Source organism: Okibacterium endophyticum (assembly GCF_054780075.1).
In genome coordinates this window covers 1-13,007 of sequence record NZ_BAAGXA010000007.1, presented here as the reverse complement: position 1 = coordinate 13,007, position 13,007 = coordinate 1, and the positions used below count along the sequence as shown (strand labels likewise).

The 13,007-nt window shown below is 63.1% G+C and carries 10 protein-coding genes and 1 pseudogene; 4 read left to right on the top strand and 7 right to left on the bottom strand.

Annotation, left to right across the window (positions count from 1 at the left end):
* The first annotated feature begins 9 nt into the window (after positions 1-9).
* Positions 10-612 (top strand): hypothetical protein, encoded by a 603-nt coding sequence (locus tag ACYVF5_RS09890; RefSeq protein WP_460945843.1) that lies wholly within the window; start codon positions 10-12, stop codon positions 610-612.
* A gap of 709 nt (positions 613-1,321) precedes the next feature.
* Here the strand turns inward: ACYVF5_RS09890 and ACYVF5_RS09885 are convergent.
* The 7 genes from ACYVF5_RS09885 to ACYVF5_RS09855 all read right to left on the bottom strand — a co-directional run bounded on the left by ACYVF5_RS09885 (position 1,322) and on the right by ACYVF5_RS09855 (position 11,116).
* A complete protein-coding gene (locus ACYVF5_RS09885) occupies positions 1,322-2,197 on the bottom strand; it encodes a hypothetical protein (RefSeq protein ID WP_460945841.1) in 876 nt (291 codons plus the stop codon).
* 53 nt (positions 2,198-2,250) lie between these two features.
* Entirely contained in the window at positions 2,251-2,670 is a 420-nt protein-coding gene (locus ACYVF5_RS09880) for a hypothetical protein (RefSeq protein WP_460945840.1), read from the bottom strand.
* A gap of 559 nt (positions 2,671-3,229) precedes the next feature.
* Positions 3,230-4,285 carry a PD-(D/E)XK motif protein gene (locus ACYVF5_RS09875; protein WP_460945838.1) on the bottom strand — a complete coding sequence of 352 codons (1,056 nt, stop codon included), beginning with the start codon at positions 4,283-4,285 and terminating at the stop codon, positions 3,230-3,232.
* A gap of 10 nt (positions 4,286-4,295) precedes the next feature.
* Positions 4,296-7,016, bottom strand: coding sequence for a Z1 domain-containing protein (locus ACYVF5_RS09870; protein ID WP_460945836.1), 2,721 nt, complete (start codon positions 7,014-7,016; stop codon positions 4,296-4,298).
* Between the two features lie 87 nt (positions 7,017-7,103).
* Positions 7,104-8,996 carry a GmrSD restriction endonuclease domain-containing protein gene (locus tag ACYVF5_RS09865; RefSeq protein WP_460945834.1) on the bottom strand — a complete coding sequence of 631 codons (1,893 nt, stop codon included), beginning with the start codon at positions 8,994-8,996 and terminating at the stop codon, positions 7,104-7,106.
* A 38-nt stretch (positions 8,997-9,034) separates the two neighbouring features.
* A complete protein-coding gene (dcm, locus tag ACYVF5_RS09860; RefSeq protein WP_460945832.1) occupies positions 9,035-10,441 on the bottom strand; it encodes a DNA (cytosine-5-)-methyltransferase in 1,407 nt (468 codons plus the stop codon).
* Between the two features lie 243 nt (positions 10,442-10,684).
* Positions 10,685-11,116 carry a very short patch repair endonuclease gene (locus ACYVF5_RS09855; RefSeq protein WP_460945830.1) on the bottom strand — a complete coding sequence of 144 codons (432 nt, stop codon included), beginning with the start codon at positions 11,114-11,116 and terminating at the stop codon, positions 10,685-10,687.
* 217 nt (positions 11,117-11,333) lie between these two features.
* Here ACYVF5_RS09855 and ACYVF5_RS09850 point away from each other — a divergent pair, with 217 nt between their 5' ends.
* The 3 genes and pseudogenes from ACYVF5_RS09850 to ACYVF5_RS09840 all read left to right on the top strand — a co-directional run bounded on the left by ACYVF5_RS09850 (position 11,334) and on the right by ACYVF5_RS09840 (position 12,937).
* Complete coding sequence (locus tag ACYVF5_RS09850) at positions 11,334-12,077, top strand: recombinase family protein (RefSeq protein WP_460945828.1); 744 nt, start codon at positions 11,334-11,336, stop codon at positions 12,075-12,077.
* A pseudogene (locus ACYVF5_RS09845) lies at positions 12,002-12,160 on the top strand (hypothetical protein); the annotation flags it as partial. The gene ACYVF5_RS09850 and the pseudogene ACYVF5_RS09845, both read left to right, overlap by 76 nt.
* Positions 12,134-12,937 (top strand): recombinase zinc ribbon domain-containing protein, encoded by an 804-nt coding sequence (locus ACYVF5_RS09840; protein ID WP_460946610.1) that lies wholly within the window; start codon positions 12,134-12,136, stop codon positions 12,935-12,937. The pseudogene ACYVF5_RS09845 and the gene ACYVF5_RS09840, both read left to right, overlap by 27 nt.
* Positions 12,938-13,007 lie beyond the last annotated feature (70 nt).

Sequence of the window (13,007 nt, the reverse complement as noted above, 5' to 3'; positions counted from 1 at the left end):
GATAGCGAGATGGTGGTGAACACGATGAGTCCGGGCCAGTTCAGGACAATCTTCCGGGACTATCGTGACTCCTGGACTTCCCTAGTAGGGCAGCCCGCCAAGCGGGCGCGACGCAGGGCCGTAATATACTACTACGGCCTCCCCTCCACTGTGGCCGCCGCGCTTCTGTTCTGGCACATCGAGTTGACGTCCGTCACCCCGTACCTAACCGCCATGTCCGTCTTCACCGCACTGCTGTTCGGGTTGTTGTTCCTCGTTTTCAACCTGGCTGTGACCCTGCGCAAGGACGGCGGCGCGATCGGGAACGCCCATGGCCTGGGGACCGTGATCTCAGACCTGCGCGCGACGATCAGCTATACGATCGTCGTGGCGGTCGCGCTCGTCGTCCTGCTTGCGGTCGCCACAGGGTTCATGGCTCCGGACGTGTCCGTCACGCCGACGATATCGACTCCTACACCTACGACGGCACCAGCTCCGGCTGCGACCGCCGGCGACTCCGTGCTTCATTGGGGTTGGACGCCAGCGCTGGCATGGCTGGCATTGCATCTTGTCCTGAACGTCCTGAAGATCCTCGAGCGATTCCGGACGGCCTTCAACCTCATCTCCCGGTGACGATCCAGATCCACGAGCAATCGAGCAGCCCGGAGGAGCCATGATCGAGGCTTCCGGCGTCAGAAGCGGGCATCTCGTTGCCCGGAGGCACCTCGGTGTATAGACCGCCGAGTTCGGGGCAGTGACACGAGGCACCGCGCCTGTAGCCTCGAAGCGAGGGCAATGTGCCCGTGTGGTCTCGGCGACCGGGCAATTCTGGCGCGGGGGCGGAGCACCAAACCCATGCCTGCGCGGGCGAGAGAGCCGATCGCTACGACTCACCGCAGGGTGCCGCAGGAGTCAGGCCGCGGATGGTGAGCCAGTCGCGGACGATAACGCCGGCGCCGAGGAACCTGATCCCGGAGACAACTTGCGCCGCAACCCGGGTTGGGTGGGCGGAGCAACGCGCTCTTCGGACTAGGGTTCGCTTGGCCACGGCTCGCCGGGTGGCCAAGGATCGGGCAGACCGAACAGAGCTGTAGGCGACGTCGGCGTGGGCGTGATCACCACCCTGTCGTCAACTAGTTCTTCTGCTTCTCCCGGGAACTCCGGGAATGGTGAGATGCTCATTCGGGTACGGATGCTTCCAGATGGTCACCTCGGCCTTATGAACGTGGTAAGGCTTAAGCTGGTTGACGAGGAGCACTGCCGAGACGTTGCGGGCCGTCCAACTGCGGGGGTGCCGAAGTAGCCGTCGGCCATGCGAACGATACGAGTCTCATCACTGTTCTCAGACCACTGGACTGATTCGTGGCCATAAAACGCGTTTCATACTGTGCCAGTGATCGCGGTCGTGCATATACAGGCCGATTGCGATCATGAACGGCTTGCCCAGGTCGCCGTACTCGCTGTCCTTCGATGCCAGGGCTTTGCGTATGGTACTGGCGTCGTCGACGCCTTTGGCGGGTTCGTGTGCGTAGATCCCGATGGCTCGCCGATCGCTGCCGCCCTTGCCCCGGGCTTCTTTCTTCTTCGGCACGGCAGAGAACACTGCCGCCCAGTCGCCGTGCTTCCACTCGTAGCGCGGCGCTAGGGAGAGATCGTGAATCGAATCTGGGCCAAGCCCCGCCAACCACTTCCGTAGGTCCTTCCGCAAGGCTGATGCTGCAGGATCGGTGAGCCCTTCATGGAGGGAACGGAGCATGAGAACGAAGTTTGGGCTCTCCAATCGGTTCACGACGTCGAAGAAGCGGTTGAGTCGGGAGCGCGCTGCGTCCTTCTCACGACTCCTACCTGGGGCGACAGCTTCGACGAAGAAGCCGATTCCGTCTTTCTCGGCATAGAAGTCTGGGAGCCGGGTGGTGTGCGGGAGATATGGATGGACCGTGACCGTGTGGCCTGTTCGCAGCAGAATCTCATGGAGGTAGAGCTCCAGGAAGGCGCTGTTGAATTGTCGGTTGTCGCCCGAGCGGAGGCGTGCCCGAATGTCCATGTAGTCGTCCTCGTTCTCAAGGCGACTAGACCATTCTTCGATGAGACGACGCGGGTGCTCCCAGTATGTTCCAGCTACCCGGTTCAGGAACGCGAATGACGACTCCTCATGGATCGCGGGCGCGCCGTTGGTTCGGACGCTCAGGTCGAAGACCGGCGGTCGGTGAGAAGTCATATGCCAGCTTCTCACCCTGACCACGTTGCGCGTTCAATTAGCACACGATCGATCTAGCCGTCGAGCTCGGCCGCCAGTTGTTCCAGCATCTCGCAGGCAGACAGCATCGCCACGAGAGCCTCTTCGCTGCTTCGGACGCCTAGCATCTCTCTGATTTGGCGGGCTCTCTCCGTCTCCTCTGCTGTCTGGAGGACCGGCTGAGGCGAATGAGTGGTGCTGGTTGCGGCTTCGGCGAAGGCTCCGCGCGGTCGCCCAAGCTGTTCCCACAACGCCAGTACAGCAGTGCGCGCCTGCGCTTCTCCAGCGCCCATCTCGAAGTTCGTGATCGCGATCGCGGAGATCCCCTCGACAGCGATGCGATACTGCTCGGGATCGAGAGGCTCGTCGTTGTCATGAATCGAGAGTATCCGCGGCAAGACAGACGTGGTCGCGAGCCCAGGCCCCGCCTGCGCCGTCTTCTCGAGCCGCTCCATGGTGTCGTTCTCGCCTGACGCGCGGCGCTATGCACGTACTCCTCCGATTAGTCTGTAGACATGGCACGCGTCCGGAGTTTCACACAGGCGAGTTCGAGCGGCTCGCCTCACCCGACGGAGACCGATGCTCAGTGGAGCGTCGTCCGGGCCGGGGAGGCTTCGCTGCTCCAGGTGTCCACCTTTGGGTCGGATGTTCGGGTATCGCAACCTAAGGTGAGCCAGACTCTCCAGTTTGACAGATCGTCAGCTGCACTGTTGAAGCAGGCCATCGAAGCCGCATTCCCGGGGCTCTAGCCTCCTCACGGTAGCGGCGCTAGAAGATCGGAAGTTGCGGACGGGTTATTGGCCTGCCGTGCGGTCAAGCAATCTCGGAACGCAGCGGCGCACCTATCCGATGGGGCGTTTCCATGACGCAAGCCGAGCGATTCCGAGATGTTGTTCACGGTTGGGACAATTGCGTCTGCGACGCGGCCCGGGTAGAAGTTCGAGGTAGGGAGCGCGCGTCGCACAAGAGCGGCCGCGGAAGGTGGGAGCGTACAGGGCTCGACGGGAAGGAGTGTCAGAGTCCGAGTATCACCTGGGCCACTTGGTTAGCACCTTCGACTGGGTTCCCGGCGCTGATCGGCCCATTCGTGGAGAGGTTCACCCGAAATCTCACCGAGTCGTCAGCGACGTGTCGAAACGCGGCAACGTCGTGACGACGCAAGACACCGATAGTTGTGTCATCCATGTCGTAGGCGCGGAAGAAAGTCGTAAGAAATGGAATTGAGTAGGTCGGATCGGCTGCCTGTGTGGTGTGGTTATAACCGATCCACGAGCTCGCGCCATACTCGGCAACGTGTGCGACGAAACGCTCGATGACCAGAGGCGATGCTCCGGTATCGGCCATGCGCATGGTGATGCGCTCGACGAGACTGGGGACTGTGAAGCGGTTGCTGGCGTCGCTCTCGGCTCGTTGGAGACCGATGCTTAGCAGGAACAGCCGGTGCTCGTCGCCCTCCTCGTCGCGTTCAAGCTGATGCACGCCCTCGACGAGGTGGGATGAAGCGTTGCCCGTCGTGGTCTTGACCTCAATCCCCGTGCCGTCAAGGACGAGGTCACGTGAGGATCTCTGCCAACCGCGCCAGCCGGCGATGATCTCTGCGACGCGAGCGTCATCGGCTCGGCGGCATAGCGCCTCCAAGAGGAGCAACTCGCCCGCGAGGCCGAGGAGCGCCTGGTTTGAAAGCGTGAGGTTCTTGATAGCGAGTTCGATGATCGGTTCGGTGAGGGCGAATGCGCGCGGGAGATCGCTGTCTGCTCCATTCCGCAGGAGCTCAACGCAAATGAACGCCGCTACCTGGTCGAAGTGCGCGAGTGCGGGGAAGACGAGGCGCGTGGCTTCGAATGTCGTCCCGTCGTCCTTATAGATCGGTCGATGTTCGGACGCGTCCTTGACGGTCCGGGAGACCGGTACGAGCTCGACGCCGCGGAGAAGGAGTTCCACCTTGCCCTCGGCGTCACGAGCCACGCCAATGATCTCAGCCGAGGTGATCCATTCGACGTTCCGCGACCCGGCTTCCGGCGAGACCGGGATGCGTTCGATCCGCTGCCGAGCGTCTTCGTAGTTCGTCATCTGGCTTTTCTCACGCTGCGATCAGCGAGCCGGCTCGCGTCGCGGCGAACTGCTCCGGGCCGCCAGAGGGGATGCACACTCCGACAGCGACTGCAGGATGCGGTTGCCCGGGCCGTTTGTTGACGTAGAAGAGGATCTGCCCGTGCGACCCTTGCGGGCGCCAGGACGTCGTCCCAGCCGTTGTGGGCAGGGCTTCGCCGCGATGGTAGTAGTCGAAGAACTCGTCGCCGCGGTAATCGAGAGGGCCCGCATTCGGGTCATTCGTGCCCCAGGTCGTGTCAAGGTTCCCCTGAGCGTTCAGGCCTTTCTGGGTGGCACGGATGCTGAAACCGAGGCCGGAGAGCGGTCCATCAGTGATCCTGTCGCCATCGCCGTATCGGATACCGACGGAAAACCGGGGCTGATGCAGCGCTTTGGCGCGCAGGTCGGCCATTGCCCATCGGCCGGACGGAACTCCTGTGACGAAAAGGCCTCTGACGGCACGGGTGAGGCACGCTTCCCACAAGCGAAGGTATGCGGCGATGGCGTACGGGCATTCAAAGCGGGCGTCCGAGGGCGTCCCGTCGATGGGGCTTGGGGCGTCGTAGAACTGTGTCCCAGCGGGCAGCGGCAGGGTTGCGTCCACGCGGGCCTGGACTTGCTGCCACAACTCCGCCAGGCGGCTTCCGCCGCCAGGGGCATAGGAGTCAAACGAGAGGCTGTCGAGCAGGTCAGCAGCCTCTGACAGCGACAGTGTGCGGTCGAGCGCACGTCCGCGCATGGTGCGCCCTACCAACAAGTCGGAGGAGGGGCCGGAGAACACCTCAGCGACAAGCTGCGCGTTCGGGTCGGGCTGCTGTCCGTCGTTAATGAGCGTGATGAACGGTTTTGCGCTCGGACACAGCGGCACGCGGCCGATACTGGCGATCTTTCCGGTGGCCAGAAAACCCATGCCGTGCAGGACGACCGGAGAAGGCGCGGCGCCAGCCATCTTCGCCGCGATGCCTTCACGGAGCGCCTCGTCGACATCGTGGTAGGCGCCGAAGAGGTCGATCTGCTGCCGGGTGGCGAACATGCGGCAGAGCTCGATGTATTCTCCGCGGTAGCCGAACCAGCGCTGCATCTGCATCTGGGTGTCGGCCACTGGGCTAGCCGAGTTGCGCCGGAAAAGTGCCGTCGTCATTCCCTCCAGTGTCAGCCCGCGCGCCATTACGTTGCCGGAGACGAAGATCGTCGAGAGGTCAGGGGCCGCGCGCCAACGCTGAGCGGTCTCGTCGACGACTGGCTTGTACTCGGGCCGGTCGTCCGCGCTGGGGTCGCTGTTCACGACGGACACGCGCGTGCCTGGGATCACCTCGGTCTCCAGGATGTGGAGCACGGTCGGCCAGTCGGGGATGAGTCGCGGGTTCATCACGTTGAACTCGGTAGCGATCGCATTTGACGATGACCGGTAGCGATCGATCCATGCCTCCCAGAGGGGTTCCTCACCACGCATCTTCGCGATGAGACTGTCCGGGAGGAGTGCATTGCCAGACTCGATCAGATTGCGCGCCGTGATGCGGTCTGGCACGCCGGCCCAGACGAGCACGTCCTCCGCGGCTGCAAAGTGAGAGCCGATGTCTGCGGAAGGGTGGAGCAGCATCGAGTGGGTGGGCGGCGAAGCCGCTTTCGCATCGTCTCTCCGGGGGAAGTCGGCGCCCCTGATCGAGTGTGGCCCCATCACGGTGGGGTCAGTTACCGAGGCCCAATGCAACCTAATCGCACCGGCAACAAGGAAGGCGCGGATGGAATCTGCGAGATCGTCGTCGGCTTGTCCCGATAGCTCGCGGCAGAGGCCGGCCCCGGCGCCGCGGTCGTAGTAGATCTCGCCGCCGGTGTAGTAGTTGTCGATGCCGTTCGGTTCTGGGTATGTCGACGAGCGCGGGGCATCCAGGTCACCAAGGTCTGCGGGCTGGCCGACATCGAGCGGCGTCCGAAGCGAGATCACGAAGTCTCGGGGGGCGAGCGGATTGTGGTCTTCTTGCAGCAGGCTCGCCTGTGGGGTTGCCGTGTACCCGACGTAGGTGGCGAAGAGGTTGTCCGGCGCTCCGCTCGATCTCGGCTCCCATAGATCGGCGATCGCGCGGGGAATCTGTTTGAGAGCTGGTGAAAGGGGGCCTTGGGATTGCTCTATGACGGCGTCGAGCACAGAGCCGTCATCCGCTTCATCGTCGAGGACGAGCATGTGCACGGCGCGGTCGAGTCGCGCGACCTCGCCGAACACGCTCTGACGCAACTCGCGTCCGAGCGCGTAGAGATGATCGGTCTGCTTCATCGCGACGACGATCAGCGGCTGTCTCTGCGACAGCTTGCGTCTCACCTGCGCGGAAGGGAGTCGATAGGTGCTGTCCAGTGTCGCGGGCGCCCCAGAGAGCACGACTCCCGGAGTTGGACAGAGCAGCCGCCGCCGCGCTTTCGCGACCCCGTCCTCCCCCGCATCGAGCTGTTCGACCATGCGTTCGTAGGTCTGACGCCAGAGCGACAGGCGTGTCCCCGCAAGGATCACCACGATGTCGATACCTTGGTCGAACGCCAGCGCGGTCACGCCGAACATCGAGGCTGTCTTGCCTGACTGCACTGAGCCCATGACCAGCCCAGTACGGGTCCGGCTCTCGGGCCACGTTGCGGCATTTGGCGGCCCCGCACCGAGCATCCCTCGCTCGACGATGTAGGCGCAATCGGTCTGGAGCACTCCTCGCGCGGTCGAGGTCATCTGCCCAAGCTCGGCAGCGTACCGGCTCCACCATGTCTCTTCCGCGCCAGACGGCGCATCGAAGTGCACCCGTTCCACGTTGATCGGTCACGCACCCTTCGGTGGGATACGCGATGCGAGCAATGACTCAACGCCTGATGAACCGAACCGTGCACGGATGGCTTCGGAGGCTGACTCGATGTCTATCCCGAGCTTCTCGACAACGCCTGCGCTGATGCGAGCGATGAAGTCCCACTGCGTGCGGGTCTGAGTCTTCTCGGGACGCGTCCACTCGTTCAGCGTCGCTTGGCGGATCGTCGCGGCGTTGGCCTCGAGACGCTCCTCGATATCTTCCGGCGCTCCGGCGGTGGCGATCGCGACGCCGACGAGCGACCCGACCAGCTGCAAGTCCTGCCATCGGCTGCTTTTCCCATCACCGCGAAACTTGTCCGGCCAGAGCTCGTCGTAAGCCGCGTGCAGGCTGGCGGCTGTCGTCACAAGTCCGAAAAGGTCGGAGAGACGAGAGGAGGCGCGCAACGCATGTGAGCCGTCGTCCTGCACGCGCTTGAGGAGGTCGTCAGTGTGGCGCGAGGTAGAGGGAAGAAGCTTGCCTCCCGAGTCGTTGACGAGCGTCGCGATGATCCATCCGAGCACCTTCGTTCGACGGTAGCGAGCCTCACCGAACCCGTAGTCTGCCAGCGTCTTGCCGAGCTCACTGATGCCCGGAACTTCGAGCAGCGACGGGGCGATGTCTGCGATGCTGGCACTACCGCTGGCGTCACCAGCCGCAACGAGGATCGCGCGCGTGAGCTCGACATCGTGGAACACTGCGTTACGGATTTCCTCGGCGTTCAGGTGCATGCCTTGTTTGTTGTAGAGGTTGAAGACCTCGTGAATCTGCCGCTGACTCGCCTTCGTGTATTCGATGACGGGCACCTTGTAGTCGGGGGCGCCTTCGAAGAGTTCCTCGACCGTCACCTCCTGGTCGGCGACGTGGATCGTGTGTCCCTTGACCTGGGTGTAGTACTTGCCACGTAGAGGCTCCAAGTCTTTGCCGACGAGGACCCCGTTCTTGTCGTTGCGCAGCCGGAACGGGAAGTAGTAGTCGTCTTCGAGCTTTGCCGTGAGCGGTTCACCCATATACCTCTTCCATGCCAAACGGAATTTGGGGTAGTCGTTCTCGAACTTGTCGCGAAGACCGGCCTCAGGCTTCGCTTTGTCAGCCTCAGCGACCCTCGCGAGCGCTTCAGGATGCTTGCCCACAAAGCGCAGAATCGCAGTCAGGCGCTGCTTGCCGTCCACTACATCATCGGGGGCAGCGCCGCCCTTCCGAAGCAGGATGATCGAGGGCAGGGGAATCCCGCGCAGGATCGACTCGATCAGCTTCTGCCGATCCCCCGTGCGCCACACGTCTCCTCGCTGGTACGAAGGCGTGAGGTTCAGCTTCTTCTTCGTCAGTTGGAAGATGTGCCACACGTCAGCCTTGGCCGTGACGGGCTCCGGGGAGATGGCTTCGTCGTCACCCCATTCGGCTTCCCAGCGGTCCGCCCAGGAAACGGTAGCGGACGATGGGGTACCACCGTCGAAATTGAGTTCTGCGATGAACTCGTCCTTGAGTCGGGTCGCTGCCTCGGCTCGCTCAGCGAGGCGCTCCAGCGCCTCGCTGGTCAGCCGCGTGGCCCCGCCGGTCTCCTCGAGCCCTTGAGATGCCGGGACAAAGCTGAGGTTCGCTGCGAGGCTGAGGACGAACGCGGCGAGGTCTGCGTCGGACAGATCGTCATCGAAGTGCAACCACCCTTGCACGTCGGCCAGCCGGGATATCCAGGCGTCGGACTCGAAGTCCACGTCGGCAGGTGAGAAGCCGGCGCAAGCCGACACTCCCTCGGGGGTGTCGGGCGCGTCAGACAGTTCCGCAATTGCTTCCGCGATGCGATCCTGCGCCTGAGTGCGCGGGCTCTCCTCGGGAGTGTCCTCACTGGGCTCTGCGACGTTCAGACTCATTCGTGGCGCTTCCTTCTCGATGCTGCCTGGACCTGCCATTAGGCAGCCTCAGGAGCGACCGTGGTTCTGGGCCTTGCGATGTCAGATGGCGTTTCGCGCGGGGCCAGAGCCTTGAGGAGCGGCTCTGCGATCTTGCGGACGACCTTCGCGTTGACGGCGTTGCCGAGTGCTTTGTACGCAGCGACGTCGCTTGCAGGAAGGGTGATGCCGCCAAGGCTCTGCAATCTCGCGCATTCTGCCGGGGTCATGTAGCGCCGAGCGCCGGTGCCGGAGATCTTCGATCCCAGGATCGGCACTTGCGTCTGTGTCATCGCGATCAGAGCCGGCGCGGTCGTGGGCCGCTTCACACGGACGCCTGAGGCTCGTACTTGTATGACGTACTCGTCGATGTCCCGCACGCCGCCCTGCGCGTTCCATTCGAACTTCTGGAAGCTGGACAGGAACTCCCACGGCCGCCACTCATCAAGCCACGGGTCGATCCATCTGCGGTTTTCCGAGTAGAAAGCACGGTTCTGCCGAATGAAGGCCCGCTTCCAGCCAGGGAACTCGACGTCCCCGTCACGCCGGGAGTGGCTTGGGATTAGCAGCTTCTGCCCGGCGATGCTCAGTCCGTCGAGCGGGAATCCGAACGATCCCGTGAACTCATCGAGCTTTCCTGGTCGCCGCTGGGACCACGCCCGCGGCGGTGTCATGCCCTCGTACGGGTAACTCGCGCGGAACTCCATCGACCAGATCGGGAAGGATGGGAGCTTGATGTCCTTCGGAGCACGACGCAGGAAGTCCCGCCACATGTCAATCGCGTCCTGCGTCCTCTCCGGCACCTCGCGAACAGGCGGCGCCTCGGGGTCAAGAGCGGTGGCAATAGTGGTCTCTTCCTTGCTCTCGTCTGGCCACTCGAACCCGGTTAGCCCGCCCTCAGAGATCAGCGCTCCGACAAAGTAAGCCCGCTCACGCACCTGCGGGATGCCGAACTGGTGCGGCGACAACCGCCGGATGTCCACCTCGTATCCAAGATCGACGAGCATCTTGATGATGGTCGCCTTCGTCTCACCACCATCGTGGCTGAGGATATTCGGGACGTTCTCCAGAATGAAGCGACCGGGCCTCTTTACGCGCAGGATATCGTGCACCTTGAAGAACAAATGACCTTGCAGAGTGTGCTCGAACCCCTGCTGCTTACCTGACTTGGAGAACGGCTGGCACGGAAAACCTGCGGTGAGGACCTCATGGTCGGGAACGTGCTCGGCGATCACCCCATCCGTGTCCAACTCGTTCACGTCGGACCACGGCGCAATGCCGAAGTTGGTCTCGTAGAGAGCGTTTAGCCCCGGCTCCCACTCCGCAGCGAACACGCCCTCGCCACCAAGCCCCCGGAGGGCCACGTGAAAACCACCAAGTCCAGCGAACAGGTCGACGAATCGGAAGGTGAGAGGCTGGCCTGCCATCGTGGGCGTTCTCCTTCAGATTCCAAGGTCTAGTTCAGTTCTGCGTCCAGCCGAGTGGCTCCAAGCCACGTAGCAGGAAGGCGTGCTTCACCGCTGACACCACGGTGGGCTCTCTACAACAATAGGAGGAACGGCCGACATAACGAGCGCCCCGCGCCGGCGTGCCTGGTCCCGCAAGGTCACCCCCTCAGGCAAGCGCCGGTCCAGCCGATCACCGACGACTGGGCTGCAACCTCCCGCCGATCAGGCGCTGACCAATGCGCGACGCTTCCGCACTCGCTCCACGATGCTGGCCGCGACTGTCGCTGGAGGCTCATGCTCCCAGAAGCGCAGCACGAGCCAGCCGCTTGCTTCGAGCAGCGCCGTCGTCTCCAGATCACGCGCTCGGTTCCGGCCGATCTTCGTGGTCCAGTAGTCGACGTTCGTGGCGGGCATCGTGAAATGCTCGGGGCATCCGTGCCAGTAGCAGCCGTCGACGAACACCGCGACCCGAGCGCGGGTGAACAGCAGATCCGCCGTCCTCCGAAGCTCCGGCTCCGGCCGCGTGTTCACTCGATAGCGCAGCCCAGACGCGTGAACGAGCCGCCGCACAGCGAGTTCGGCATTGGTGTCGCGCCCACGATTGCCCTGCATCTTTTTGCGGACCGCGTCGCTGGAAGCCCACGGCGTGTACATGCTCCGAGGCTACGGCCGCGAGCCGCTGACGCCCAACGGCTAAGGTGCAGCGAACGAACTCGCAGGGGCCGCGTTGACACCCGCTGCCCATCAAGTCAACCATTGCGCCCACAGCTCGCACGTCAGATCGCTCAGCCCTCTACCTAACTGTTTCTTCGGTCACTCATGCATCAGGATCGATCTCGTACCGCACAGGCACTCGACCACTGTTGGCTGAGTGAATGAAGTCTCCGATCTCCTTCAAGTTGCCGCTTCGATCCTTGACCTGTCTCCGCCGCAGTCGGCCGTTTCGTACATCCGTGTCTCGACAGTTCGCCAAGCTGCCCGTGGAGACATGCGGGACGGCTTCTCCATACCTGCTCAGCGCGAGGCAAACCGAAGACAGGCACATGCGCTGAATGCTCTCGTCACAGCAGAGTTCGTCGATCGTGGACATTCAGGACGGAGCATCGATCGCCCCGAACTGCAACGGATGCTCGCCTACGTCCGAGAGCACTCCGTTGACTACGTCATCGTGCACAAGCTCGATCGGCTGGCGCGGTCCCGAGCCGACGACATCGTGATCACCCAGGCGGTTCATGCCGCAGGTGCCCGTCTCGTCTCGAGCACAGAGGGCATCGATACAACGCCGAACGGTGTGCTCTTACACGGGATCATGGCGTCGATCGCAGAGTTCTACTCGCGCAACCTCGCGCAAGAAGTCATGAAGGGCATGCGGCAGAAGGCCATCCAAGGCGGACACCGGGCCGGGCGCCGATCGGCTATCTCAACGTCCGCCGCCAGACCGAGGACGGACGCGAGTATCGAGCGATCCAACTCGACCACGAACGGGCGCCACACATCACCTGGGCGTTCGACACCTATGCCACTGGGGAGTGGAGCGTCGCTCAGCTGGTCGCAGCACTTCGGGACGGAGGACTTCGGACTCGGGCGACCGCTTCCTGCTCCCCCGCGGCGCTGACAGTCGCGAGCCTTCATCGTGTGCTGACGAATCCCTACTACAAGGGCACCGTCACGCTGAACGGCGCGCAGCATACAGGAAGCCACGAGCCGCTGGTCCCGGCGAAGACCTGGGATACCGTCCAACGTCTCCTCGCCTCTCGGCGTCAAGGTGAACGCAGCCGCATCCACACGCACTACCTCAAGAGCACGGTCCGCTGCTTCAACTGTCAACGCCGGCTGCTGGTCCACAAAGCTCGGTCGAAGAGCGGGCGCGTCTACGACTACTTCGTCTGCTCCGGCCGCCAGAACGGCACACCGCGATGCACACAGAGCGCACTGCGCATCAGCGATGTGGAGCGTCGCGTCGAGGACGCCTACGAACGGATCCAAATCTCCACGCACCGACGCAAGGAGATCGAGCTGCATTGGCAGGATCGGCTCGCGGATGAAGCATCCGGCTCCGAGCAGAAGCGATCAGACCTCGCCCTACAGGCCCAGGAGATCCGGCTGCGCCAAGAGAAGCTCCTCGAGGCTTACTACTCCGACGCCCTGCCTCGCGACCTGTTCGTCAAGGAGCAGCGCAAGTTGGCCGATTCGCTCTCCCGCACCGAAACTGAGCAGGAGCGCCTGAGCGACGACGTCGCGTTCCAGATGAAGCACTTGGCGGAATCGCTCGATCTCCTCGAAGACGCCTGCAACCGCTACCTCGCAGCGACTCCCGCAGATCGCAAGCAGCTGAACAAATGCGTTGTTGGACCGTGTACTCATCGGGCCCAACCCGGAGGACATCTGCGTCGAGCTTCGGCCGGAGATCGCCAAGCTAGGGCTGCGCGGCGCCGCCGAAGAGGATTTCGTGTAGGGCTACTTCGGTGGACCTAAGGGTGTCTGGTGTCACGACATAGGCGACAGATGATCGGCGACACGTGAGTCGGGTCATAGGCGACAGACT

Bases quoted from the DNA above. Each gene is read 5' to 3' on its own strand.
- dcm (WP_460945832.1), bottom strand. From the start codon at position 10,441: ATGGCAGGCCAGCCTCTCACCTTCCGATTCGTCGACCTGTTCGCTGGA.
- ACYVF5_RS09885 (WP_460945841.1), bottom strand. From the start codon at position 2,197: ATGACTTCTCACCGACCGCCGGTCTTCGACCTGAGCGTCCGAACCAAC.
- ACYVF5_RS09875 (WP_460945838.1), bottom strand. From the start codon at position 4,285: ATGACGAACTACGAAGACGCTCGGCAGCGGATCGAACGCATCCCGGTC.
- ACYVF5_RS09865 (WP_460945834.1), bottom strand. From the start codon at position 8,996: ATGAGTCTGAACGTCGCAGAGCCCAGTGAGGACACTCCCGAGGAGAGC.
- ACYVF5_RS09880 (WP_460945840.1), bottom strand. From the start codon at position 2,670: ATGGAGCGGCTCGAGAAGACGGCGCAGGCGGGGCCTGGGCTCGCGACC.
- ACYVF5_RS09890 (WP_460945843.1), top strand. From the start codon at position 10: ATGGTGGTGAACACGATGAGTCCGGGCCAGTTCAGGACAATCTTCCGG.
- ACYVF5_RS09855 (WP_460945830.1), bottom strand. From the start codon at position 11,116: ATGTACACGCCGTGGGCTTCCAGCGACGCGGTCCGCAAAAAGATGCAG.
- ACYVF5_RS09870 (WP_460945836.1), bottom strand. From the start codon at position 7,016: ATGACCTCGACCGCGCGAGGAGTGCTCCAGACCGATTGCGCCTACATC.